The sequence below is a fragment of the Micromonospora sp. CPM1 genome, from assembly GCF_023896895.1.
GTDB lineage: Bacteria > Actinomycetota > Actinomycetes > Mycobacteriales > Micromonosporaceae > Micromonospora > Micromonospora tulbaghiae.
This window is the reverse complement of the sequence record NZ_JAMHIU010000014.1, coordinates 145,783-168,687: the sequence shown is the minus strand read 5'-3', so window position 1 is coordinate 168,687 and position 22,905 is coordinate 145,783. Positions and strand designations below refer to the sequence as shown.

Here is a 22,905-nt window from a genome sequence, read left to right as displayed (position 1 = left end):
GGTCACCCGGTCGGGACGACCCTCGCTCGGGCCGGCCCGAAAGGTTTCAGCGAGCCTTCTTGGTGGCCCGCTTCCGCGGCGGGGTGAGCAGATCCGCGATCGTGGCGATCGCGGACGGCACCAGCCGGTAGTACGCCCAGACCCCGCGCTTCTCCCGCTCCAGCAAGCCGGCCTCGGTGAGGATTCGCAGGTGGTGGCTGACCGTCGGCTGCGAGAGGCCGAGCGGCGCGGTGAGGTCACACACGCACGCCTCCCCCTCGGGAGCCGACTGGATCAGGCTGAGCAGCCGCAGCCGGGCGGGGTCAGCGAGGGCCTTGAGGACCCCCGCAAGCCGCTCGGCGTCGGCGCGTTCGATCGGCTCGCCGGCAAGCGGCGAGATCTGAGGCATGGTCATTTCAGCCAACGCAGTTCCCACGTATTCCATCCTTCCACCAGCAGCATCGATCCGCCTGCATATCAGCAGATCCGAATCGGCAAACTTTTACGCCACAAGGCCGAGGTCAGCCAACGTATAGGCCGCCCGATAGGGCAATCCGGCGGCTCGCACCGTGTCGCCGGCACCTCGATCAACAATAACCGCCACACCCACCACCTCGGCCCCCGCCTCACGCAATGCCTCGACCGCCGTCAACACACTTCCACCGGTGGTGGAGGTGTCCTCGACCGCGAGCACCCGCCGCCCGGAGACGTCCGGCCCCTCGATCCGGCGTTGGAGACCGTGGGCCTTGCCCTCCTTGCGGACCACGAAGGCGTCGACCGCGCGACCGGTGCCCGCCGAGGCGTGCAGCATGGCGGCGGCCACCGGATCGGCGCCCAGGGTCAGCCCACCGACCGCGTCGTACGCCCAGTCGGCGGTGAGGTCACGCATGACCCGGCCGATCAACGGAGCCGCTTCGTGATGGAGCGTGACGCGACGCAGATCCACGTACCAGTCCGCCTCGCGGCCCGACGAGAGCACCACCCGGCCGTGCACCACAGCTAGGTCAGTGATGAATTTGCGCAGGTCGTCGTGGTCGCCCATGGCCCAAGAGCGTACTTCGCAAGTCTGAGCGCCGTGTTTCGGGTCTGCCCTGGTCAACCCTGCGAGCGACGGGCGGGTGGCGAGGAGCGGCTACGCTGTGCGACCGTCCATCCCGGCCGGCCGCCGTACCGGCCCGCGTACGGGTGGTCGCCGGTCAGCCGCCCTGCCGGCCGACCGCACCCCGGCTGTCCCGCCGGAAGCCGCGCAGCAGGCGCTTCGGCGCGTACCGCAGCCCGGCCACCGCCACCTTGTACTTCCAGTCCGGGACACTCACGAACTTACCTTTATGCAGGTCAAGCAGCCCTTCGGCAACCACATCGTCGGCTCGCAGCCAGGCCCAGGCGGGCAGGCGGGACATGTCGATGCCCGCCCGTTCGTGATTTCCGGTTCGGGTGTAGCCGGGGCAGAGCGCCATCACGCGCACGCCGAGCGGCGCGACGGACTGGCCGATCGATTCACTGAAATTCGTCACCCACGCCTTGCTGGCCGAGTACGTGGATCCCGGCATGGGGACACCGAAGCCGGCAACGGAAGAGACATTTATCACTGCCCCGCGGCCTCGCTCGATCATCGGACCGAGGGCGGCATGGGTCAGACGCAGCACCGCGAGCACGTTGAGCCGGACCAGCCGCGCCTCGTCCGCCACCGACGAGCGGACGAACGACGTGTTCAGACTGATGCCGGCGTTGTTGACGAGCAGCTCGATCGGCGTACCGGCGGTGAGCCGTCGTTCGACCGCCGCACATCCGTCCTCGGTGGACAGATCCGCGGCGATCGTCTCGGCGTCGCCGCCGTGCCGGCCGGTCAGCTCGGCCGCCAGCGCGTCCAGCCGGGCGGCGTCCCGGGCCACCAGGACGAGGTCCCAGCCGTCGGCGGCGAGCCGGCGGGCGAACGCCTCGCCGATGCCCAGGCTGGCGCCGGTGACCAGGGCACGGCGCCGGGAGGGGTCGGTGTCACCTGTCATCGGCGGTCCTCGGGAGGCGGCGGGAACCCACCCGGCGGCGGCGCGGGCGGTGCGGACGGGGGCGGCGCGGGCCGCTCGTACGGCGACGGGCCGGGGGCGGGCGGCGCGGAGGCCGGTGGGGCGGATGCGGGCGGGTTCAGGCCGGGCGGCGGTCCCCAGGGCGTCGGACCGGGGGCGGCCGCGCCGGACACGGTCGAGCCGTAGCCGGACAGCCGCAGCGGCGCGGTGCGGCGGCGCAGGAACGCGCCGGACGACGGCAGCGCGAGCAGCGCGGCGACCACCAGGTAGCCGAGGATCTGCGCCACCGACAGAGTCGCGTTCACCGGGATCCACCAGGACGGGTAGGCGTCGCCGACGAGCCCCAGCAGGTCGGCGGTGATCCGGTCGTCCGCGCCGAGCCGCAGCGGGGCGGCTCGCTGGCCGACCAGCACCGCCAGCCCGCAGCAACCGCAGAGCAGGCCCGTCCCGGCGACCACCCAGGTCGCCGTGCGGGCGCCGGAACGACCGGCGAGCAGGCCGAGCGCGAGCCCGACGAGCAGCAGCGCCGCGAGCACACCGAGCACGGCGGCCAGCACTGTGGAGCCGCGCAGCAGGCCGGCCACCTGGTCGATGTCGCCACCGCTCGCGCCGGTCCGTTCCGCCGCCGCGTCCCGGAACCGGTCCACCGTGCCACCGCCGACGGCCAGGTTGGCCACCGCGTACGCCAGGGCGCCGACCGCCATCGCCAGCAGCAGCGCCGCCGCGGCGAGGACAGTGCCCGGCCGGCGGGGTGCGGCCCGATCGGGGTACGACACGACTGATCCCTCCGGTAGGCGTCGGCTTGCAACCTACTCGGAGGGATCGTCGGCGTCGCTGTAATCCGGACGTCAACTTCCGGATGGCGGCTCCGGGTCGCGGCGCTCACCCGGCTGACCACCGGGCGCGGACGGCGGCTGACCACCCGGCGCGGACGGCGGCTGACCGCCGGGCGTCGACGGCGGCGTGCCGGGAGCCGGCGGGTACGACGGGTACGCCGGATCCCCCGGCTGGCCCGGGTGCGACGGGTACGCCGGGTAGGCGCCACCGGGCACCGGCGGCTCCCAGCCGGCCTTGGGCTTGCGGAAGAACTCGTTCGCCTTCGGCAGCGCCAGCAGGATCAGCGCGGCCAGCAGGGCGAGCAGCGCGACCAGGCCCAGCAGCAGGTTGACCGGGGTGTACCAGGACGGAAGCGCGTCCTCCAGCCGGCGCTGGATCTCCTCGGAGCTGGGCACGTCACCGGTGGTGGTGCCGCCGCCCGTCATGCCGCCGGTGAGACCGGTCAGCAGCCCGCCGCCGGTGCAGCAGAACAGGATGCCGCCCAGCACCCAGGTGGTGATCCGGGAGCCGTTCTTGCCCCGGTTGTTCAGCAGCGCGAGGACGACGAGTCCGGCCGCGATCAGCAGCGACACGACCGCCGTGATGATGCTGAACGCGTACGCGATGTCGGCGGCACCTTCAGCCGAGGTACCCGCGTACGCGTCGGTGAGAACGTCGCGGATCTTGCCGACGACGCTCAGTGCCACGATCAGGTTCAGTACCTGGATCGCGGCGACGAGGATGAGCAGCCAACTGGAGAGCGTCACCACGCCGGGACGCGTGCGGGGCGGGGTGCCCGGAGCATCGACCATGATTCTCCCTTCCTGGATCAGAAGCCCACCGTAGCGATCTTCGACCAGCTCAGCACGCCGGAACGGCTCACCTCTCGGCGGCGCGCCGCAACCGGCGGTGCTCGGCGGTGACCACGCCGAGCAGCGCGAGATCGAGCGCGACGGCGGAGACCGCCCCGAACTGGTTCACCGTGAAGTTGAAGACCTGCCCGAACAGCAGGTCGACGAGCAGCGCCAGCTTGAACAGGCGGAACGCCTCGGTCCGGTTGCGGCGCAGCAGCCAGGCGGCCCACAGGCCGAGCACGGCGGTGACGAGCGCGGTGGCGCTGACGCCGAGCACCGCGCCCCACTCCCGTTCCTGGTCCAGCTTCCCGGTCACGCCGTCGACGAACACCGCCACCACCGTGAGCACCGGCTCCACCACCAGGTAGACCACCACCGGCCAGACCAGCCAGCGGCGTCCGGCCGCCCAGACGGCGAGACGCCGGGCCCGGTCCGCCGCCCGCTGCCAGAGCGGCACCGGCGGCGGCTCCCGATGGGGTACGGCGTCCAGCAGTTGCGCCATCGCCGTCTCGGTGGCCGGTCCGGTGCCCTGTACGAGCCGCAGCACGGCGATGCGGCGGCGATCGGTCAGCCCGCCCGGCAGGCCGCTGAGCACCATGTCCAGCGCGTTCGCGGTGCGCTCGGCCGGGGTCAGCCGGGACCGGCCGGTGCGTCCGCGTACCGCCTGGGTGAGCAGGACCAGCAGCGCGAACGCGACGTAGATGATGGCGGCGGCGGGGGCGTAGAAGTAGTCGGTGCCGGTGGTGACGAACTTGCCCACCTCGTCGATGAACAGCCCGAACCCGATGCCGCCGATCACCGCGCCGCCGGTGCGGGCGCCGCCGCCGAGGAAGACGAGCGGGACGCCCAGGCCGACGGCGAGCAGCAGGCCGCCCCAGAGGACGTGTGCGATGTGCAGCCCGCCGCCACCGAGCTGCGGATAGTCGGTGGCCTTCAGGTACGCCCGCACGGCCAGCACGGTGACCACGCCGGAGAGCACGAACGCCTGGAGGTAGGACGCCGCCTCGACCGCCCGGGTCGGCAGCCGGCGGACCAGCCAGCCGATGCCCGGTCGGTGGCGCGGCGATTCGGGTGGCATGTCCCGAAACCTAGTAGCCCCGCCACTCCTCGCGGGCGTAGTCCAGCACCCTCGGCCGCAACAGCGTGGAGGCCGGCACGTCGAGCCGGGCCCGGTCGGCGGGGAACGTGCCGGCGGCGGCCAGCACCTCCGGGGTGAGGAACCGCAGCGGCGGCGGATCGGCCGGCAGCGCCAGCTCCGGCGCGACGTCACCCGGCGCGGCGAGCACGAACCCCCAGTCGCCGAAGCTCGGCACGTCGACGTGGTACGGCACGGTGGCGAAGCCCGCCTCGCGCACCGACCGCTCGATCGACCAGTACGACCGGGGCGCGAAGTAGGGCGACCCGGACTGCACGACGAGCCGCCCGCCGGGGGCCAGCACCGGCCGGACCAGCGTGTAGAACTCGATCGTGTAGAGCTTCGCGGTGGCCGTCTCGTCCGGGTCGGGCAGGTCGGCGATCACCACGTCGAAGCGGTCGGTGGCGGTACGCAGCCAGGCGAACGCGTCCAGGTTGAGCACGCGTACCCGGGGGTCGGTGAGCGACTCCCGGTTCAGCTCACGCAGCTGCGGCTCGCGGCGGGCCAGCTCGACCACAGCCGGGTCGAGGTCGACGAGCGTCACCGAGCGCACGTCCGGGTACTTGAGGATCTCCCGCGCGGCCAGCCCGTCCCCGGCGCCGAGCACCAGCACGTCGCCGTGCGCCCCGCGCATCGCCGGGTGCACGAGCGCCTCGTGGTAGCGGTACTCGTCGATCGAGCTGAACTGCAGGTCGCCGTTGAGGAACAGCCGCAGGTCGGTGTCGGAGTGGCCGGGCTCGCGCACCGAGCGGGTCAGCACGATCTCCTGGTATCGGCTGCGCTCGGCGTGCACCACCGGATCGCGGTAGAGCTGCTGGCGGGTGGTCACCTCGAAGTCGTGGGCGGTCACCCACGCGTACCCGAGAAGCAGGCCGACCACGATGGTGGCCGCGCCCAGCGCGGCCCGCGCCCGCCGGCTGAGGTCGGCGCGGAACACGGTGAAGACGAGCACCACCCCGGCGACGGCGTTCACCGCGCCCACCACGAGCGCGCCCTTGAGCTGGCCGAAGACCGGGATCAGCAGGAAGGGGAAGGCCAGCCCGCCGAGCAGCGCGCCCACGTAGTCGGCGGCGAACAGGTCGGCCACCGCGCTGCCCGCCGACTGCTCCCGAATGCGTTGCAGCATCACCATGAGCAGCGGGATCTCCGCGCCGATCAGCAGGCCGAGCACGAACGCGGTGCCGACGAGCGCCGGGCCGTACAGGTCGAGCCAGGCGAACGCGGCGTAGAGCCCGAGCACGGACAGACCGCCGAGCAGTGCCAGCGTCAGCTCGATCACCGCGAACGACACCACCGCCCGGGACTGCAACGGCTTCGCCACCAGCGCGCCGACGCCCATCGCGAAGACCATCACGCCGAGCACGATCGACGCCTGACCGACCGTGTCGCCGATCAGGTAGCTGCCGAGCGCGACCAGCGCCAGCTCGTACACCAGGCCGCAGGCCGCGCACACGAAGACCGCGAGCAGGACCGCCGCGCGGGCCAGGCGCCACCGCGGCCGTGCGGCCACGTCGGCGGTCACCGTCTGCTCCGGGTACGTCCGGCGGCTCCCGCCCCGGCGCGCTGCGCGGGCACCCGTACCCGGTGGTTGCGGCGCTGCCGCACGCCCACCGCGAGGAACAGCGCGGCGAGCAGGAACAGGCCGATCGAGCTGAGGACGTAGATCCAGCGGTCCCGCCAGAAGTCGTTTCCGGCGTCCGGCAGCGGGGCGGCGGCTGTCGACGGCGCGGCGGTGGGCGTCGCGGCCGGCTCGGCGAGCCCGCGCTCGGCGGCGAGCAGCGGCAGGATCGTGGCGGCCCGGGTGACGGCCCAGCCCGGATCGTCGACGAACGCGTCCTCGTCCAGCCCGAAGCGGCCCAGCCGGGTCTCGATCGCGGCGAGGTCGGCGAACTCGATGTCGTCCGAGCCCTTGATCCGGATCGTGGCGGAGTCCTCCGACTCGCTGCTCGACGAGGTGTACCTGACGTTGGCGGAGACCGCGAGCCAGCGCGTACAGCCGGGCGCGTCGACGACTGTGGTGCCGTCGCCGAGGTTGGAGCCGACGCTCACCTCGTCGTACACGTCGAGCAGTTCCCAGCCGTAGCAGATGCCCTGGCTGTCGGCGGCGGCGCGGAGGATCGGCACGGTGCCGGAGCGCTCGTCGGCCGCCGGTGCGGGGACGGAGGTGTCCGAGTCGCCGCTGAACGCGCCGATGGCGCAGACGACCACCACGACCCCCACCACCACGGACCAGATCACCGTCTGGGTGCGCTTGTCCTTCCCCACCTGGTGCTTGGCGGGCTTGCCGCTCATCAGATGATCGCGGCCGCGATGATCGCGCCGGTGGCGAGGTGCACGGTGGCGGAGACCCACACCGCCGGGTGCGGCTCCGGGTCCACGAGCAACTCACCGAGCTTGCCCGGGGTGGCCACGTCGAGCAGCACGAACGCCGCCGCCATGATCACCAGACCGAGGATGCCGTACGCGGCGGCGCCGACCAGCCCCAGCGTGAAGTCGTCGTCGCTGGCCACGATCGCGGCGACCACGATCGTGCCCACCCCGAGCAGGTTGGACGAGAGCAGCAGCGCCGCGTTGCGGTTGCGCTCGGTCCAGATCAGCTCGTGGAGCTTGCCGGGGGTGGCCAGGTCGACCAGGACGTAGCCGATCGCCATCAGGACGACGCCGACCGCGCCGTAGGCCAGGGTGACCAGCAGGTCGGTGACGAGATGCTGCACAGAAGACTCCAGGGTGAGGGGGTCGGAGGGGCTACTTGCCGGAACCGGGGCCGCCGCCCCGGACCGTGCTGCCTCGGCCCCAGCCCCAGCTGTTGCCGACGACGCTGTGGTACCGGGGGTAGGCGGTGGTCATCTTCTCCAGCAGGATCACCGAGCCGACGGCGAGCGGGAGGATGACCACCGAGTCGTCGTCGTAGCGCAGGTAGACGCCGCTGCCGTCGACGTACTGGTCGGCCGGCTTCCAGGCGTCGGTGATCTGCTTGGACACGTCGCTCGGCGCCTTGTTCGAGGTGTACGCGATCGCGTTCGAGCCGATGTCCCGCCCGGTGGCGCGGGAGAAGTTGTCCTCCACGTAGCCCCGGGGCGAGAAGTTGCCGTAGAAGATCGTGAAGGCGGCGATGAGCGCGCCGATGACGGCGACCGCCACGCCCACCACGAACCACCGTCGGTACGTCACAGCTCCTCCACCACGGTCTCGGTCAGGACCAGCTCGTTTGTCTGCGGGTAGGCGTGCCAGGTGCGCCAGGCGAGCGCGCCGTCCGGCGGGCGGGGCCGGACTGAGAGCGCGGTGACCGCGTCCTCGTCGCCGGGGAAGACGCCGATCAGCGCGTACGGGTCCTCGGCCAGCTCGGCGCGCAGCGCCGCGACCCGGGTGCGCAGGCCGTCGCCCTCCGGCCGGAGCACTGTGGCGAGGAACCGGTAGCCGGCCGTCTCGTCGTGCAGCGTGCCGGGCAGGTGCGGCGGGCGGCCGGGCAGGCAGGCGACCGTCTCGGTGAGCGTGCCGAGCACGACCTGGTGGGAGGCGCCGAGCAGGCGCAGCCGCAGTCGGGGCAGGCCGGGCAGGTCGATGTCGCGTACGGCGAGCGCCGGCAGTTCCGGGCCGCCCAGGGCCAGGCTCAGGTCGGCGGCGCTGGTGTCGACGTAGGGCGCGTCCAGACAGACGAGCACGTCAGCGCACCGTGTCCGGGCCGCCCTGCGGGTAGATCATCACCTCGGCGCGGCGCAGCTCCTCGCCGAGGTTGACCTCCCAGCCGGCCTCCCCGTACGCCTCGAACGACAGCCGTGCGCCGCCGGGTGCCTGGTAGTCGTAGTAGCGCATGGTGCCGTGCGGGTCGAGGCCGGTGCCCTCGGTAGCGGTGTACCGGGCCTGGCCCGACTCGTCCCAGTTGTAGCGGCGGCCGGCGATCTCCAGCGTCGGGGCGCCCGGCGTGACGGTGGCTCCCGGCTCGCTGGTCCAGAGCACCATCTCCACGTCCGGGTCGGTCTCCACGGAGAGCCAGCGCTTCACGCCGCCCGCGTCGTCGAGCAGGTGCTCCGCCCAGCTCCACCCGCCCTCGACCAGGTGCACCGAGCCGCGCACGGTGTACGGCACCGTGCGGATCTCGACGATGTCGCCGGGCTTGAGCGCGCGCGGGTCACCCCGCAGCGCGTCGGCGTCCCGGTCCCGGAACGGGTCACCCGGCGCCGCCTTCGTCTTCGGGCGCGACGCCGATCGGGACTTCCGTACCGCGATGACGGCGATCACCACACCGGCCACCCCGACGAGGCACCCCAGCGTGGTCACCACGTACGCCAACGAACCGTTCACGACCGCCTCCCCCAACGTGCTCGGCGGGAACGGTAACAACCGCACGCACGCCTGATGAAGTCCTGTTCGCTGAGTGTGCGCTCAGTTACCGTGCGCCGCCGGTGAGCCGCTCGGCGGCGTATTCGCCCAGCGTGGCGCGACCCATGAGGCAACCGGAGAACGTGGTGAATTCACCGTCGTCGCCGCGCAGCCGCGCCCAGGCGTCCCGCCCGGCGGCCGGGTCGACCGCTTCCAGCAGCGTCGCCGCGTACGCCCGGCCGGCCGGTGAGCCCTTGCGGAGCAACCTGTCGATCCGCTTACGGGCCGCCTCCGGGTGCTCCCGCAACCCCTGTTCCAGCGTCCGGTACGCCTCGGTCGCGGGCAGGATCTGCCCCGCCAGCCCCACCCCGCCGAAGGCGAGGGTGTCCGCACCGTCGAGTTCCCGCACGGCCGCGTCCAGTTCCCGTTCCCAGCTCCCGCTCATGCCCCACTATGTGCCCACCCCACCAACCCCTCACCCCTGCCGCCCACCCTGGTTCTCCCCTCGCCCTCCCCGTTGATCAAGGAGTTTGTGTCCCCGCCGGCGCCTCCACAGGGCACAAACTCCTTGATCAACGCAGGTGGAGGTTGAGGCGAGCCCCGGCGGGTGGGGCAGCAGGGCGGAGTGCGGCGGGACGGCGAAGGCCCGGCCGGAGGCCGGGCCTTCGCAAGGGTGGTGCGGGTCAGGCGGCGGTGACCGCCAGGGACTCCTTGGAGTCGGACAGGTCGACGCGAACCGTGTCGCCGTCGCGGATCTCGCCGGCCAGCAGCGCCTTCGCGAGCTGGTCGCCGATCGCCGACTGCACCAGCCGGCGCAGCGGGCGGGCGCCGTAGATCGGGTCGTACCCGTGCTCGGCCAGCCAGGTGCGTGCGGAGTCGCTGACGTCCAGTGCCAACCGGCGGTCCGCAAGACGGGTTCGCATCCGGTCGAGCTGGATGTCCACGATCGACCGCAGGTCCTCGCCCTGGAGCGCGGCGAACACCACGATGTCGTCGAGCCGGTTGAGGAACTCCGGCTTGAAGTGCGACCGGACCACCGCGAGCACACCCTCCCGGCGCTCGTTCTCGGTGAGCGTCAGGTCGCTGATCACCGACGAGCCCAGGTTCGAGGTGAGGATCAGGATCGCGTTGCGGAAGTCCACGGTGCGGCCCTGACCGTCGGTGAGCCGGCCGTCGTCGAGCACCTGGAGCAGCACGTCGAAGACGTCCGGGTGGGCCTTCTCCACCTCGTCCAGCAGGATCACCGAGTACGGCCGGCGGCGTACCGCCTCGGTGAGCTGGCCGCCCTCCTCGTAGCCGACGTACCCGGGCGGGGCACCGACCAGGCGGGCCACGGAGTGCTTCTCGCCGTACTCGCTCATGTCGATGCGGACCATGGCCCGCTCGTCGTCGAAGAGGAACTCGGCGAGCGCCTTGGCCAGCTCGGTCTTGCCGACGCCGGTCGGGCCGAGGAACAGGAAGCTGCCGGTCGGGCGGTCCGGGTCGGCGACGCCGGCCCGGGCACGGCGGACCGCGTCGGAGACCGCGCCGACCGCCTCGGCCTGACCGACGACGCGGCCGCGCAGCGACTCCTCCATCCGGAGCAGCTTGGCGGTCTCGCCTTCGAGCAGCCGTCCGGCGGGGATGCCGGTCCAGGAGGCGACCACGGCGGCGATGTCGTCCGCGCCGACCTCCTCCTTGAGCATCGCGCCGTCGGCCTGGAGCCGGGCCAGCTCCTCCTCGGCCTGCTTCAGCTCGGTCCGCAGCGCGGGGATCCGGCCGTACCGCAGCTCGGCGGCACGTTCCAGCTCGCCGTCGCGCTCGGCCCGCTCGGCCTCGCCGCCGAGGCGCTCCAGCTCCTCCTTGGCGGTGGAGAGCTTGGTGATGTGGCTCTTCTCGGTCTGCCAGCGTTCGGAGAGCGCGGTGAGCTGCTCCCGCTTGTCGGCCAGCTCCTTGCGCAGTCGCTCCAGACGCTCGGCGGACGCGGCGTCCGGCTCCTTGGCCAGCGCCATCTCCTCGATCTCCAGCCGGCGTACCGCCCGCTCGATCTCGTCCACCTCGACCGGGCGCGAGTCGATCTCCATGCGCAGCCGGGACGCGGACTCGTCGACCAGGTCGATCGCCTTGTCCGGCAGGAACCGGTCGGTGATGTAGCGGTCGGAGAGCGCGGCGGCGGCGACCAGCGCAGCGTCGGTGATCCGTACGCCGTGGTGCACCTCGTAGCGCTCCTTGAGCCCGCGCAGGATGCCGATGGTGTCCTCGATGGTCGGCTCGCCGACCAGCACCGGCTGGAAGCGGCGCTCCAGCGCGGGGTCCTTCTCGATGTGCTCGCGGTACTCGTCGAGCGTCGTCGCGCCGACCATCCGCAGCTCGCCGCGCGCCAGCATCGGCTTGAGCATGTTGCCGGCGTCCATCGAGCCCTCGCCCTTGCCCGCGCCGACCACGGTGTGCAGCTCGTCGAGGAAGGTGATGACCTGGCCGTCGGAGTTCTTGATCTCCTCCAGCACGGACTTCAGCCGCTCCTCGAACTGGCCGCGGTAGGACGCGCCGGCGACCATCGCGCCGAGGTCGAGCGAGACCAGCTTCTTGTCCCGCAGCGACTCCGGCACGTCGCCGGCCACGATCCGCTGGGCCAGGCCCTCCACGATCGCGGTCTTGCCGACGCCCGGCTCGCCGATCAGCACCGGGTTGTTCTTGGTACGCCGGGAGAGCACCTGGATCACCCGGCGGATCTCCGAGTCCCGGCCGATCACCGGGTCGATCTTGCCGTCGCGGGCGCTGGCGGTGAGGTCCACGCCGTACTTGGCCAGGGCCTGGTAGGTCTGCTCCGGGTCGGCGGTGGTGACCCGGCGGTCCCCGCCCCGGACGGTCGGGAACGCCGCGACCAGGTTCTCCTCGGTGGCACCGGAGTTCTTCAGCGCGACCGAGACGGCGCCGCCGACCCGGGCGAGCCCGGCCAGCAGGTGCTCGGTGGAGGTGTACTCGTCGCCCAGCGGCCGCGCGATCTGCTCGGCGGCGCCGATGGCGTTGACGAACTCGCGGGCCAGCGTCGGCTCGGCGATGCTCGACCCGCGCGCGGCGGGCAGCGCGTCGACGGAGCGCTGGGCGACGCGGCGCAGCTCGGCGGGGTCGGCCCCGACGGCGCGCAGCAGGCCCGCGGCGGTCGAGCCCTCGGTGTCCAGCAGTGACAGCAGCAGGTGCCAGGGCTCCACGGTGGCGTGACCGCGCTGGTTCGCCAGCGCGACGGCACCGGTGATGGCCTCGCGGCTCTTGGTGGTGAGACGTTCCGTGTTCATGGGCTCCCCCGGATCGGCGTGTCCACTGGACATGACACAACCAGAGTTGAGTCTATTCCGCTCAACTCCACCCGTGTGACCTGAGTCACTGTCCTCCGGCCCGGCCGGTCAGCGACGTGGAAGGCGGGCCAGGCAGGGGGTCTCGTGGTCGGCGCGCAGCACGCAACGCCGGCCGCCGTCCAGCTTGCGGTCGCAGAACACCCAATGGCGTACGGCCTGGTCGTCCTCCGCCGAGACGGTGATCCCGCCCAGCTCCACCACCGCGAGGAAGGCCAACGACCGGCCGGCCGTGCGACCGAGCATCTTCGCCCGGGCCAGGTCCGCCGCGCGCACCGGCAGATGGATCACGTACCGCCCGGTCACGGCCGCCCGGCCAGATCGCGCATCGACGGGGCCTGCCGGGACTGCCACTCGCGCAACGCGCTCTTGATCCGGGCCGTCTCCTCACGGCTCCGGGCGACTTCGGCGTACGCGGCGGCGAGGTCCCCGGCGACGCGATCGAGGAACGCCGCGACCTCGGCCGGGTCCAGCCCTCGACGGCACGTCGCGAAGCGGTGGCCCCGCACCTGCCAGGGCCGGAGCGGAAGGTACGACGCGGAGCGGTAGGCGCCGACCGGCGCGGAGTTGGGCGGGCCCGCCTTCCGCCGCTTCGGACGTATTCGCAGGAGATTGCGCACGACACTGTCCCTTCTCGCGGAGGACGGGGGTCGGGACGAGCCACGGGGGATGCCCGCCCCGACCCGGGAAAGCTCCAGGTGCCATCCGGGAGCGTTCGTCAGCAACCTACAATCGGTACCAGTCGTAGGTCAACGACCGACCCACAATTGCTTGAGGTTGGAGGTGGTTGCATGGTCGAATGGGCGTGCCATCCGGGGAGTGTGTATGCCCAAGCAGCAGTACCAAGTGCTCGCAGACGAACTGAAGAGCAAGATCGATTCGGGAGAGTGGCCACCCGGCACCAAGCTGCCGAGCCGCGCCCAACTGTGCAAGGAATACGGCGTCTCCGACACCGTCGTCGGCAAGGCGATGATGATCCTGCGCGCGACCGGCCTCACCGAAACGCTCGAAGGCGTCGGCGTGTTCGTAGCCGAACGGGACTAGACCAGCCGCCCGAGCCGCATCGACCAGTCTGTGGTTCGGCCCCGGAAACAGCACGTGCGCGCCCGGAGTAGCCTCACCCGCGTGCGAGTACGTGTCGAACAGACCGCCCTGCCCGGGATCGGCGTACGTCATGACCTGATGACGGAGTCCGGCCGCCGGCTCGGCGTGGTCTCCCACCGCAATGGCCGTCGCGACCTGGTCCTCTACGACCCGGACGATCCCGACTCCTGCCAACACGACATACCCCTGACCGACGACGAGGCGGAGGCGCTGGCCGACATCCTCGGCGCGTCGCTGATGCTGGGTCAGCTCTCCGGGCTGCGCGAGCAGGCCGCCGGGCTGCTGACCGAGCAGATCGCCATCCCGGCGGGGTCGAAGTACGTCGGCAAGCGGCTCGCGGACACCAAGGCGCGCACCCGGACCAGCGCGTCAATCGTGGCCGTGCTGCGTCAGGGCGCCGTGAACGTCTCGCCCGATCCCACCTTCCGGTTCGAGGCCGGCGATGTGGTCGTCGTGGTCGGTACCCGTCAGGGGCTCGACGGCGTGACCGCGATCCTCGCCGAGACCGATCCGGACGGCTGACGCGTATGCACGAAACCACAATCCTGCTCATCGAGGTCGGTGCGCTGCTGCTCCTGCTCGGCCTGCTCGGCCGGCTGAGCCGTCGCTTCGGCGTGTCGCCCATCCCGCTGTACCTGCTCGCCGGCCTGGCGTTCGGGCACGGTGGTCTGCTGCCGCTCAACGCCAGCGAGGAGTTCTTCGCCGTCGGCGCGGAGATCGGCGTGATCCTGCTGCTGGTCATGCTCGGCCTGGAGTACAGCGCCAACGAGCTGGTGGGCAACCTCCGGTCCGCCGCGCCGGCCGGCCTGATCGACGCGGTGTTCAACGCGCTGCCCGGGTTCGCCTTCGCGCTCCTGCTCGGCTGGGGCTGGGTGGCGGCGGTGGTGCTCGCGGGCGTCACGTGGGTGTCGTCGTCCGGCGTGATCGCCAAGGTGCTCGGTGACCTGGGCCGGGTCGGTAACCGGGAGACCCCGGTGATCCTCTCCGTCCTGGTGATCGAGGATCTGGCGATGGCCCTCTACCTGCCGCTGGTCACCGCGCTGCTCGCCGGGGTCGGCCTGGTCAAGGGCGGCATCGCGCTCGCCGTCGCGGTGTTCACCGTGGTCGTCGTGCTGGCCGTGGCCATCCGGTACGGCCACCTGATCTCCGCCGCGCTCTCCGCCAAGGATCCGGAGGCACTCCTGCTCGGGGTGCTCGGCCTGACCCTGCTGGTCGCCGGTGTCGCGGCCAAGCTCCAGGTGTCCGCGGCGGTCGGCGCGTTCCTGGTGGGCATCGCGCTGTCCGGGCCGGTGGCGCACCACGCCACCGAGCTGCTCTCCCCGCTGCGTGACCTGTTCGCCGCGGTCTTCTTCGTGTTCTTCGGGCTGGTGACCAACCCGCTGGACATGCCGCCGGTACTGCTGCCCGCGCTGCTGCTCGCAGTGGTGACCATGGCGACGAAGGTGGCCACCGGCTACCTGGCCGCCCGCCGGGCCGGGATCGCCGAGCCCGGCCGCTGGCGGGCCGGCCTGGCGCTGACTCCGCGCGGCGAGTTCTCCATCGTCATCGCCGGGCTGGCCGTCGCGGCCATCTACCCGGTGGAGCCGAAGCTCGCCGCGCTCGCCACCGCGTACGTGTTGATCACGGTGGTGACCGGGCCGCTGCTCGCCCGGCTGCCCGACACCCCATGGTTCAAGCAGTGGCTGCGCAGCCGCGCCGCCGCCGCACGGCCGCCCGCGCCGCTACCCCTGGCCTCCGGCGACTGACACGGTGCCGGGCCGGATCAGCCGTGGGGCAGATCCGGCCCGGCGTTGTCAAATTGATCCCGGGAAGGTCTACCCCTGCTCCGTCCAACCGCGTTAACGTTTCGGCCCAGCAGCCAGGGTCCGCGGGTGGCCTGCGCCCCCGCCAGCGCAAGCGGAAGGTCGGCCGGTGAGCGTGCAGGAAGAGACGTTCCGCGGCTTCGCCAATCCGGTCGATCCCTCGCCCGCCGAGCTTCGGGCGTGGGCCTATCAACCGGATTCGGTGCCGCTGACCTCGATGCCGCCCGACTGGGACCTGCTGGTCGCCGGTGACCACCTGGTGCAGACGCTGTTCGATCTGGCGATGGACCAGGGCTGCCCGGCGCGGCGGTTCACGCTGCACTGCCTCTACATCTACGCCGCCGACGGCATCCGGACGAACTTCCGCGCCCACCCCAAGCGCCGGTTCCGCAAGCTGGTCGAGCAGGCCGAGAAGTCCGGCGACGACCTGATGCGCAACTGGGCGCACAACAGCCGGGTGCTGCTCGCCCGGCCGGATCTCTTCGTCTACCGGGACTGGTGCGAGGGCGGCCTGGTCCGCGAGAACCGCCGCCTCTGACGGCCGCCCTGAACAGCCTCGGCACGGCGAACGGGCCGGGATCCCCCGTGGATCCCGGCCCGCACGTCGGCGGATCGTCAGGTCGACCCGCCCTGCTTCTTGCGCCGCTCGTCGTCCCGTGCCCGGTCCACGCCGTGGTCCGTCTGGTCGGCGAAGCGCCCTTCCTTGACCTTGTCGCTGAAGCGTCCCTCGGTGACCCGGTCGAACCGCTCGCGGACGTTCTCGGCCACCTTCTCCAGCCGTTCCTCCGCGCGCTCGGCCACCTTCTTCGCCGGTTCCGTCATGACTCCCCCCGCCAGCCCGGAATCCGCTTTGGGGCTTTTGCCCCCTGCGGAAAAGCGTAGTTGACCCCACCCTGCCGTACGCCGCTTTCCCCTGACCCGGCCCGCGAACCGCCCGGGGGACGACGAAGGCCGGCGCGGCCCCGGGGGAGCGGGGCGCGCCGGCCTTCAGGTACGAGGTCAGCGGTCGGGAGCGCGGCGCGGACGCCAGACGACGAGCGCGGTGGACGTGCGGTTGGTGGGCACGAGGTCGCCACGGGGGAAGCCGCCGAGCGACTCCAGCTCGGCGATCCGCCGGTACGCGGCGTCGAGTTCCGCCTCCAGCCGGGCCACCCGCTGCTGCGCCTCTTCGAGCAGCCGCTCCAGCGCGATGATCCGCTTGACCCCGGCCAGGTTGATCCCGTCGTCCTGGCTGAGCCGCTGCACCTCGCGGAGCAGCACCACGTCCCGGACGCTGTACCGGCGACCGCCACCGGACGCCCGGCCGGCCTGCACCAGGCCCAGCCGGTCGTACTGGCGCAGCGTCTGGGGGTGCATCCCCGCCATCCGCGCGGCCACCGAGATCATCAAGACCTTGGCCTCGTAGGCCGGGTCACCCGAGCCGACGTACTCCTCCGACATGCCCGCTCACCTCCGCTGCCGACCTCAACTGAATCGACGTACCCGCGCGTCCAGATGTTCCCGCGCGGCGGGCGGAGTCTGCGCCGCGAAGGTCTCCAGCGCCGCCCGCGCCTCGTCCGACACCTTCGCCGGGACCACCACGTCGAGTGTGACCAGCAGGTCACCGGCGCGGCCGTCCTTGCGTACGACGCCCTTGCCGCGGGCGCGCAGCACCCGCCCGCTGGGCGTACCCGGTGGCACCCGCAGGGTCACCGTCCCGTCCAGGGTCGGTACGCGCAGGTCCGTGCCGAGAACCGCCTCGGCGTATGTGATCGGGACGGTCAGGGTCAGGTCGTCCCCGGTACGCCCGAACAGCTCGTCCGGGCGGACCTTCACCTGTACGAACAGGTCACCCGCCGCACCGCCCCGCTCGCCGGGCTCACCCCGGCCGGCCAGGCGGATCCGCTGCCCGTCGGCCACACCGGCCGGGAAGCGCACGTTCAGCGTGCGGGTCTTGGTGACCCCGCCGGTGCCGTGGCACTCCGGGCACTTCTCCTCGACGATCGTGCCGACGCCCTGGCAGTTGCGGCACGGCTCGGAGAAGCTGAACGACCCCTGGTTGCGGGTGGTCACCCCGGCGCCGTGGCAGACCGGGCAGGCCACCGGCTGGGTGCCGGGCTTCGCGCCGTTGCCGTGGCAGGTGTCGCAGACCCCGGGAGCGCGCAGCGTCAGTGGCAGCGTGACGCCGCGTACCGCGTCCTCGAAGTCGAGCGCCACCTCGGTCTCCACGTCCCGGCCACGGGCCGGGCCGCGCGGACGCGCCGGACCACCGCCGCCTCCGCCGCCGGAGAAGATCGAGCTGAACAGGTCGGTGAAGCCGCCGCCGCTGAACCGGTTGTCGCCGGCGCCCGCGCCGCCGCCGAACAGGTCGGAGACGTCGAACGGCATCCCGCCCGGCTGGCCCGCGCCGCGGGCGTTGCGCCGGAAGGCGCCGGAGCCGAACAGCGAGCGCATCTCGTCGTACTCGCGGCGCTTCTTCTCGTCACCGAGCACCGCGTACGCCTCGGAGACGGTCTTGAACCGCTCCTCCGCGCCGGTGTCGCCGGGGTTGTGGTCCGGGTGCGACTCCCGGGCCAACTTGCGGTACGCCTTCTTGATCTCGTCCGAGGAGGCGGACTTGTCCACGCCCAACGCGGCGTAGTAGTCCTTCTCGATCCAGTCCTTGGAACTCACCGGTCCACCCCCTTCCACGGGTCGAATCCCGGTCGTCCCGCCCGCCCGGTGCGGGCGGGCGGGACGTCACGGGTCGGCACTACTCCGGGTCCGCGACCGCGACCATGGCGGGCCGCAGCAGCCGCTCGCCGAGCTGGTAGCCGCGCCGCATGACCTGTACGCAGGTCGGCTCCGTCACGTCGGCGGAGGTCTGGTGCGCCACCGCCTCGTGCCGGGTCGGGTCGAACGGGTCACCCTTCTCGCCGAACGCGGTCAGGCCGAACTTCGTGAGCGCGCCGGTGAGCTGCTCGGCCACGCTGCCGAACGGGCCCACCAGGTCGCCGTGCTCGCGGGCCCGGTCCAGGTCGTCGAGGATCGGCAGCAGTGCGGTGAGCACAGCCCCGGTGGCCTGCTCCTGGACCAGGTTGCGGTCCCGGTCGACCCGCTTGCGGTAGTTGGCGTACTCCGCGGTCACCCGCTGGAGGTCGCGGGTGCGCTCCTCCAGGTCGGTGCGGAGCGACTCCAGCTCGGCGCCGAGCGGCGCGTCCGTGCCGGTCCCGCCCTTCGGCTCGGCGGGCGAGTCGACCACGGTCGGACCGCCGACCTCGGCCTCGCCGCCGATCTCGTCGACCACGACCTCGGCCTCCTCGACCAGCCCTTCGGCGGGCGCGTCGGCGGCCGCGTCGGCCGCCGAGGCGTCGTTCGCCGGCTGCTCGGTCACCTTGCCGAGCTTGCGCTTGTCGCGGATGACGACCCGGGGTTCGTCGCCGGTGTCCTTGCCGGCGCCCGGCGCCGACCCGGTGGCACCCGGGTCGGCCGCTCGTGGCTTGTCCGTCATGCGGTTACCTCATCCCTCTGCCGTGCGAATCGTGTCCGGGACCGGAAGTCACTTCTTGTCCTCGTCCACGATCTCCGCGTCGACCACGTCGTCGTCGCCACCGGCCTTCGGGCCACCGGCCGCACCCGCGCCGGCACCCGGCCCGGCCGCGCCCGGGGCGGTCTGCTCGCCCTCCTGCTGCTGGGCGTAGAGCAGCGAGCCCGCCTGCTGGGAGACCTGCGCCAGCTTCTCGTGGGCGGACTTGATCTTCTCGATGTCCTGCCCGCCGAGGGCGCTGCGCAGCTCGCCGAGCGCCTCGTTGAGCTGGTCACGGTTCTCGCTGGGCAGCTTGTCACCGCTCTCGGCGAGGAACTTCTCGGTCTGCCACTGGAGCGCCTCGGCCACGTTGCGGGTCTCGGCCTCCTCACGGCGACGCTTGTCCTCGTCGGCGTGCTCCTCGGCGTCCCGGCGCATCCGCTCGATGTCGTCCTTCGGCAGCGAGGAGCCGCCGGTGATCGTCATCTTCTGCTCCTTGCCGGTGCCCAGGTCCTTGGCGTGCACGTTCACGATGCCGTTGGCGTCGATGTCGAACGTGACCTCGATCTGGGGCACGCCGCGCGGGGCCGGCGGGAGACCGGTCAGCTCGAAGGTGCCGAGCTTCTTGTTGTAGGCGGCGATGTCCCGCTCGCCCTGGAACACCTGGATCAGCACCGACGGCTGGTTGTCGTCGGCGGTGGTGAACACCTCGGAGCGCTTGGTCGGGATGGTGGTGTTGCGCTCGATGAGCTTGGTGAAGATGCCGCCCTTGGTCTCGATGCCCAGGCTCAGCGGGGTCACGTCGAGCAGCAGGACGTCCTTGACCTCGCCCTTGAGCACACCGGCCTGGAGGGCGGCGCCGACGGCGACGACCTCGTCCGGGTTGACGCCCTTGTTCGGGTCGCGGCCGGTGAGCTGCTTGACCAGGTCGGTCACGGCCGGCATACGGGTCGAGCCGCCGACCAGGATGACGTGGTCGACGTCCGAGATCTTGATGCCGGCGTCCTTGACGGCCTGCTCGAACGGGCCCTTGCAGCGGTCCAGCAGGTCCTGCGTCATGCGCTGGAACTCGGCGCGGCTGAGCGTCACGTCCAGGTGCAGCGGGCCGGCCGAGCCGGCGGTGATGTACGGCAGGTTGATGTTGCTGGTGGTGGCGGCGGACAGCTCGATCTTGGCCTTCTCGGCCGCCTCCTTGAGCCGCTGCATGGCCATCTTGTCCTGCGAGAGGTCGATGCCGTGCTCGCCGCGGAACGTCTTCACCAAGTGGTCGATGATGCGCTGGTCCCAGTCGTCACCACCGAGCTGGTTGTCACCGCTGGTGGACTTGACCTCCACCACGCCCTCGGCCAGCTCCAGCAGCGACACGTCGAAGGTGCCGCCACCGAGGTCGAAGACCAGGACGGTCTGCTCCTTGGAGCCCTTGTCCAGGCCGTACGCCAGGGCCGCCGCGGTCGGCTCGTTCACGATCCGCAGCACGTTGAAGCCGGCGATCTCACCGGCCTCCTTGGTGGCCTGGCGCTGCCCGTCGTTGAAGTAGGCCGGGACGGTGATCACCGCGTCGGTGATCTGCTCGCCCAGGTACGCCTCGGCGTCCCGCTTGAGCTTCATCAGCGTGCGCGCCGAGATCTCCTGCGGGGTGTACTTCTTGCCGTCGATGTCGACGGTCCAGTTGGTGCCGATCTCACGCTTGACCGACCGGATGGTCCGGTCGGGGTTGGTCACCGCCTGGCGCTTGGCGACCTCACCGACGAGCACCTCGCCGTTGCGGGCGAACGCGACGATCGAGGGAGTCGTACGCGAGCCCTCGGCGTTGGCGATGACGGTGGGCTCACCGCCCTCGAGAACGCTGACGCAGGAGTTCGTCGTGCCGAGGTCGATGCCGACCGCACGTGCCATGTTCGCTTCCTCGCTTCGTAACGGGTGAGCAGGTCAGACGGCCTGCTCGGCGGGTCGCCCGGAAGCGACCGCACCATAAGTTGAGTGAACTTGACTCAATAGTGCCACGCGATCGCCAATCCGCAAGTCGAGGTTGAGCCGACCCGGCGCAACCCGACCGTTACTACTGTCTGGTTGTCTTACCTTGCGTCGGTCGGGCACGCTTTAGCGGTGACGACGCATGGCGATTCCGCCACCCGTGCCGGCGCGCCCGCCGTCGCAGCCCGCACCGGAGCCACCACGGGCGACGACCAGCCTGCTCACGCCGCCGACGGCCTGCCCGCCGCGCTCACCGGCCTGCGCGCGGCGATCAGTGCGGCCCGCTTCCCGCTGACCCTGCCCTCCGCCGAGCCGGCCCGGCACGCCGCCGCGAGCCTCACCGACCAGCTCGACGACTACCTGCTGCCCCGGCTGGCCCGGCTCGACGCGCCGCTCCTGGTGGTCGTCGGCGGCTCCACCGGCGCCGGCAAGTCGACGCTCGTCAACAGCCTGGTCAAGGCGCGGGTCAGCGCGGCGGGCGTGCTCCGCCCCACCACCCGCTCCCCGGTGCTGGTGTGCAGCCCGACCGACGCGGCCTGGTTCCGGCAGGGCGAGCTGCTGCCCGGCCTGACCCGGACCACCGAGCCCAGCGAGCAGCCGGGCACCCTGCACCTGGTCACCGCACCGGCGCTGCCGCCCGGCCTGGCGTTCCTCGACGCGCCCGACATCGACTCGGTGGTCGACGCCAACCGGGCGCTCGCCGGTCAACTGCTCGCCGCCGCCGACCTCTGGCTGTTCGTCACCACCGCCGCCCGGTACGCCGACGCCGTCCCCTGGGAGCTGCTCCGCAGCGCCCGCGCCCGGGGCACCGCCGTGGCGATGGTGCTGGACCGGGTTCCCCCGGAGGCCGCCGACGAGGTCGCCACCCACCTGTCCGAGATGCTCGCCGAGCAGGAGCTGGGCGCCTCGCCGCTGTTCGTGCTCCCGGAGACCTGGGTGGACGGGCAGGGGCTGCTGCCGGACCGGATCACCGCGCCGCTGAGCGACTGGTTCGCCCGGCTCGCCGGCGACGCCGAGGCCCGCGCCGTGGTGGTCCGGCAGACGCTCGACGGCGCGCTGGCCGCGCTGCACCCGGTGGTGGAGGCGTTGGCCGAGGCCGCCGACGAGCAGGTCACCGCCGCCGACGCGCTGGACGAGCGGGTCCAGGCCGCGTACCGGAGCGCGGAGCGGAGCGTCGACCAGGGGCTCAAGGACGGCCGGCTGCTGCGCGGCGAGGTACTGGCCCGGTGGCAGGAGTTCATCGGCACCGGCGACTTCTTCCGTGGGCTGGAGGCCCGCATCGGGCGGCTGCGCGACCGGGTGGTCGCGGCGGTCACCGGGCGGCCCGCTCCCGCCTCGGAACTGCGTACCGCGATCGAGTCCCAGCTCGTCACGCTGCTGCGCGGGGTGGCCGCCGAGGCGGCGGAGAACGCGTACACCGGCTGGAAGGCGCACCCGGCGGGCGCGGCGCTGCTGGAGCCGGACCTGGCCCATCCCTCGGCCGACCTGCCGCAGCGGGCCGAGCAGCTGGTCCGCGACTGGCAGCGCGGCGTGCTGGAGCTGGTCCGGGTCGAGGGCGGCGACCGGCGGTTCGTGGCCCGCACGGCCGCGTACGCGGTCAACGCCACCGGCCTCGCCGTCATGATCGGCGTGTTCGCCTCCACCGCGTTCATCCCGACCGGGCTGGAGGTCGCCGCGGGCACCGGCACGGCGGTGGCCGGGCAGACCGTGCTCCAGGCGATCTTCGGCGACCAGGCGGTCCGCAACCTGTCCCGCAAGGCCCGCGTCGACCTGCTCGACCGGGTCGGCAAGCTGCTGGCCGAGGAGGCCGCGCGCTACCTGAGCCGCACCGAGGCCGAGCGCCCGGCCGCCAACGCCGGTGCGGCGCTGCGCTGGGCCGCCGTAGAGGTCGAGCGGGCCCGGCACCGCAGCGGTCTGTTCCCGGCCCCCGAGCAGGACGGTCGCCCGTGAGCGCGAGGAGTGAGCCGGTTTTGCGAGCCCCGCAGTCGCGAACAGAGACCGGCCCCGTGAGCGCGAGGAGTGAGCCGGTTTTGCGAGCCCCGCAGTCGCGAGCAAGGAAGGCACCGTGAGCAACATCGTGG

26 protein-coding genes are annotated in these 22,905 nt (G+C 72.2%); 5 read left to right on the top strand and 21 right to left on the bottom strand.

Annotated features, from left to right (window positions below):
* Positions 1 to 46: 46 nt before the first annotated feature.
* The 16 genes from M8C11_RS19030 to M8C11_RS18955 all read right to left on the bottom strand — a co-directional run bounded on the left by M8C11_RS19030 (position 47) and on the right by M8C11_RS18955 (position 13,080).
* On the bottom strand, positions 47 to 424 hold the full coding sequence (locus tag M8C11_RS19030; protein WP_007454255.1) for a helix-turn-helix transcriptional regulator: 378 nt from the start codon (positions 422 to 424) through the stop codon (positions 47 to 49).
* A 57-nt stretch (positions 425 to 481) separates the two neighbouring features.
* The gene (gene pyrE / locus M8C11_RS19025; RefSeq protein WP_091413808.1) at positions 482 to 1,021 is read right to left on the bottom strand and encodes an orotate phosphoribosyltransferase; all 540 of its coding nucleotides are present in this window, start codon (positions 1,019 to 1,021) and stop codon (positions 482 to 484) included.
* Between the two features lie 154 nt (positions 1,022 to 1,175).
* Positions 1,176 to 1,985: an SDR family oxidoreductase gene (locus tag M8C11_RS19020; protein ID WP_120572366.1), complete on the bottom strand. Its 810-nt coding sequence runs from the start codon at positions 1,983 to 1,985 to the stop codon at positions 1,176 to 1,178.
* Positions 1,982 to 2,779, bottom strand: a complete 798-nt coding sequence (locus M8C11_RS19015) for a hypothetical protein (RefSeq protein WP_252451566.1) — start codon at positions 2,777 to 2,779, stop codon at positions 1,982 to 1,984. The genes M8C11_RS19020 and M8C11_RS19015 overlap by 4 nt, the downstream gene beginning before the upstream one ends.
* A 72-nt stretch (positions 2,780 to 2,851) precedes the next feature.
* The gene (locus M8C11_RS19010) at positions 2,852 to 3,631 is read right to left on the bottom strand and encodes a hypothetical protein (protein ID WP_252451564.1); all 780 of its coding nucleotides are present in this window, start codon (positions 3,629 to 3,631) and stop codon (positions 2,852 to 2,854) included.
* A gap of 67 nt (positions 3,632 to 3,698) precedes the next feature.
* A complete protein-coding gene (locus M8C11_RS19005) occupies positions 3,699 to 4,697 on the bottom strand; it encodes a hypothetical protein (RefSeq protein WP_252451632.1) in 999 nt (332 codons plus the stop codon).
* A gap of 64 nt (positions 4,698 to 4,761) precedes the next feature.
* A complete protein-coding gene (locus M8C11_RS19000) occupies positions 4,762 to 6,330 on the bottom strand; it encodes a polyamine aminopropyltransferase (RefSeq protein WP_252451562.1) in 1,569 nt (522 codons plus the stop codon).
* The gene (locus tag M8C11_RS18995) at positions 6,327 to 7,100 is read right to left on the bottom strand and encodes a hypothetical protein (protein ID WP_252451560.1); all 774 of its coding nucleotides are present in this window, start codon (positions 7,098 to 7,100) and stop codon (positions 6,327 to 6,329) included. The genes M8C11_RS19000 and M8C11_RS18995 overlap by 4 nt, the downstream gene beginning before the upstream one ends.
* Positions 7,100 to 7,522 (bottom strand): DUF350 domain-containing protein, encoded by a 423-nt coding sequence (locus M8C11_RS18990; RefSeq protein WP_030269725.1) that lies wholly within the window; start codon positions 7,520 to 7,522, stop codon positions 7,100 to 7,102. Before M8C11_RS18990 ends, M8C11_RS18995 begins: the two co-directional genes overlap by 1 nt.
* Before the next feature lie 31 nt (positions 7,523 to 7,553).
* Positions 7,554 to 7,979 carry a DUF4247 domain-containing protein gene (locus tag M8C11_RS18985; protein ID WP_120572372.1) on the bottom strand — a complete coding sequence of 142 codons (426 nt, stop codon included), beginning with the start codon at positions 7,977 to 7,979 and terminating at the stop codon, positions 7,554 to 7,556.
* Positions 7,976 to 8,470 carry a DUF2617 family protein gene (locus M8C11_RS18980; protein ID WP_135242707.1) on the bottom strand — a complete coding sequence of 165 codons (495 nt, stop codon included), beginning with the start codon at positions 8,468 to 8,470 and terminating at the stop codon, positions 7,976 to 7,978. Before M8C11_RS18980 ends, M8C11_RS18985 begins: the two co-directional genes overlap by 4 nt.
* Position 8,471: 1 nt before the next feature.
* Positions 8,472 to 9,110, bottom strand: coding sequence for a DUF4178 domain-containing protein (locus M8C11_RS18975; protein ID WP_252451558.1), 639 nt, complete (start codon positions 9,108 to 9,110; stop codon positions 8,472 to 8,474).
* 85 nt (positions 9,111 to 9,195) lie between these two features.
* Positions 9,196 to 9,573 carry a hypothetical protein gene (locus tag M8C11_RS18970; protein WP_252451557.1) on the bottom strand — a complete coding sequence of 126 codons (378 nt, stop codon included), beginning with the start codon at positions 9,571 to 9,573 and terminating at the stop codon, positions 9,196 to 9,198.
* A 238-nt stretch (positions 9,574 to 9,811) separates the two neighbouring features.
* Positions 9,812 to 12,403 carry an ATP-dependent chaperone ClpB gene (clpB, locus tag M8C11_RS18965; RefSeq protein ID WP_252451555.1) on the bottom strand — a complete coding sequence of 864 codons (2,592 nt, stop codon included), beginning with the start codon at positions 12,401 to 12,403 and terminating at the stop codon, positions 9,812 to 9,814.
* Positions 12,404 to 12,511: 108 nt separating this feature from the next.
* Positions 12,512 to 12,766 (bottom strand): hypothetical protein, encoded by a 255-nt coding sequence (locus M8C11_RS18960; protein WP_120572377.1) that lies wholly within the window; start codon positions 12,764 to 12,766, stop codon positions 12,512 to 12,514.
* On the bottom strand, positions 12,763 to 13,080 hold the full coding sequence (locus M8C11_RS18955) for a DivIVA domain-containing protein (RefSeq protein ID WP_374668688.1): 318 nt from the start codon (positions 13,078 to 13,080) through the stop codon (positions 12,763 to 12,765). Before M8C11_RS18955 ends, M8C11_RS18960 begins: the two co-directional genes overlap by 4 nt.
* Positions 13,081 to 13,285: 205 nt before the next feature.
* On the opposite strand from M8C11_RS18955, the gene M8C11_RS18950 reads away from it, so the two are divergent.
* From M8C11_RS18950 to M8C11_RS18935, 4 genes are all read left to right on the top strand, one after another.
* Positions 13,286 to 13,504, top strand: a complete 219-nt coding sequence (locus M8C11_RS18950; RefSeq protein ID WP_121685715.1) for a winged helix-turn-helix domain-containing protein — start codon at positions 13,286 to 13,288, stop codon at positions 13,502 to 13,504.
* Between the two features lie 81 nt (positions 13,505 to 13,585).
* Positions 13,586 to 14,086 (top strand): cation:proton antiporter regulatory subunit, encoded by a 501-nt coding sequence (locus M8C11_RS18945; RefSeq protein WP_091416018.1) that lies wholly within the window; start codon positions 13,586 to 13,588, stop codon positions 14,084 to 14,086.
* Between the two features lie 5 nt (positions 14,087 to 14,091).
* Entirely contained in the window at positions 14,092 to 15,309 is a 1,218-nt protein-coding gene (locus tag M8C11_RS18940) for a cation:proton antiporter (RefSeq protein ID WP_252451541.1), read from the top strand.
* 166 nt (positions 15,310 to 15,475) lie between these two features.
* A complete protein-coding gene (locus tag M8C11_RS18935) occupies positions 15,476 to 15,904 on the top strand; it encodes a hypothetical protein (RefSeq protein ID WP_013473407.1) in 429 nt (142 codons plus the stop codon).
* Between the two features lie 77 nt (positions 15,905 to 15,981).
* Here the strand turns inward: M8C11_RS18935 and M8C11_RS18930 are convergent, their stop codons facing one another.
* The 5 genes from M8C11_RS18930 to dnaK form a co-directional block, all read right to left on the bottom strand.
* A complete protein-coding gene (locus tag M8C11_RS18930; protein ID WP_013283368.1) occupies positions 15,982 to 16,188 on the bottom strand; it encodes a hypothetical protein in 207 nt (68 codons plus the stop codon).
* 177 nt (positions 16,189 to 16,365) lie between these two features.
* Entirely contained in the window at positions 16,366 to 16,806 is a 441-nt protein-coding gene (locus tag M8C11_RS18925; protein WP_091413778.1) for a heat shock protein transcriptional repressor HspR, read from the bottom strand.
* A 24-nt stretch (positions 16,807 to 16,830) separates the two neighbouring features.
* A complete protein-coding gene (gene dnaJ / locus M8C11_RS18920; protein ID WP_120572382.1) occupies positions 16,831 to 18,018 on the bottom strand; it encodes a molecular chaperone DnaJ in 1,188 nt (395 codons plus the stop codon).
* A 79-nt stretch (positions 18,019 to 18,097) separates the two neighbouring features.
* A complete protein-coding gene (gene grpE / locus M8C11_RS18915) occupies positions 18,098 to 18,835 on the bottom strand; it encodes a nucleotide exchange factor GrpE (protein WP_120572383.1) in 738 nt (245 codons plus the stop codon).
* 48 nt (positions 18,836 to 18,883) lie between these two features.
* Positions 18,884 to 20,746, bottom strand: a complete 1,863-nt coding sequence (gene dnaK, locus M8C11_RS18910) for a molecular chaperone DnaK (protein WP_071097240.1) — start codon at positions 20,744 to 20,746, stop codon at positions 18,884 to 18,886.
* Between the two features lie 210 nt (positions 20,747 to 20,956).
* Here dnaK and M8C11_RS18905 point away from each other — a divergent pair, with 210 nt between their 5' ends.
* Complete coding sequence (locus tag M8C11_RS18905) at positions 20,957 to 22,774, top strand: ABC transporter (RefSeq protein WP_145755014.1); 1,818 nt, start codon at positions 20,957 to 20,959, stop codon at positions 22,772 to 22,774.
* The last annotated feature ends 131 nt before the right edge of the window (positions 22,775 to 22,905 follow it).

What these genes read in the sequence shown, in the direction of transcription:
- M8C11_RS19030 (WP_007454255.1), bottom strand. Translation starts at nt 424, where the DNA reads ATGGAATACGTGGGAACTGCGTTGGCTGAAATGACCATGCCTCAGATC.
- pyrE (WP_091413808.1), bottom strand. Translation starts at nt 1,021, where the DNA reads ATGGGCGACCACGACGACCTGCGCAAATTCATCACTGACCTAGCTGTG.
- M8C11_RS19020 (WP_120572366.1), bottom strand. Translation starts at nt 1,985, where the DNA reads ATGACAGGTGACACCGACCCCTCCCGGCGCCGTGCCCTGGTCACCGGC.
- M8C11_RS19010 (WP_252451564.1), bottom strand. Translation starts at nt 3,631, where the DNA reads ATGGTCGATGCTCCGGGCACCCCGCCCCGCACGCGTCCCGGCGTGGTG.
- M8C11_RS18995 (WP_252451560.1), bottom strand. Translation starts at nt 7,100, where the DNA reads ATGAGCGGCAAGCCCGCCAAGCACCAGGTGGGGAAGGACAAGCGCACC.
- M8C11_RS18970 (WP_252451557.1), bottom strand. Translation starts at nt 9,573, where the DNA reads ATGAGCGGGAGCTGGGAACGGGAACTGGACGCGGCCGTGCGGGAACTC.
- clpB (WP_252451555.1), bottom strand. Translation starts at nt 12,403, where the DNA reads ATGAACACGGAACGTCTCACCACCAAGAGCCGCGAGGCCATCACCGGT.
- M8C11_RS18950 (WP_121685715.1), top strand. Translation starts at nt 13,286, where the DNA reads ATGCCCAAGCAGCAGTACCAAGTGCTCGCAGACGAACTGAAGAGCAAG.
- M8C11_RS18940 (WP_252451541.1), top strand. Translation starts at nt 14,092, where the DNA reads ATGCACGAAACCACAATCCTGCTCATCGAGGTCGGTGCGCTGCTGCTC.
- M8C11_RS18930 (WP_013283368.1), bottom strand. Translation starts at nt 16,188, where the DNA reads ATGACGGAACCGGCGAAGAAGGTGGCCGAGCGCGCGGAGGAACGGCTG.
- M8C11_RS18925 (WP_091413778.1), bottom strand. Translation starts at nt 16,806, where the DNA reads ATGTCGGAGGAGTACGTCGGCTCGGGTGACCCGGCCTACGAGGCCAAG.
- grpE (WP_120572383.1), bottom strand. Translation starts at nt 18,835, where the DNA reads ATGACGGACAAGCCACGAGCGGCCGACCCGGGTGCCACCGGGTCGGCG.
- dnaK (WP_071097240.1), bottom strand. Translation starts at nt 20,746, where the DNA reads ATGGCACGTGCGGTCGGCATCGACCTCGGCACGACGAACTCCTGCGTC.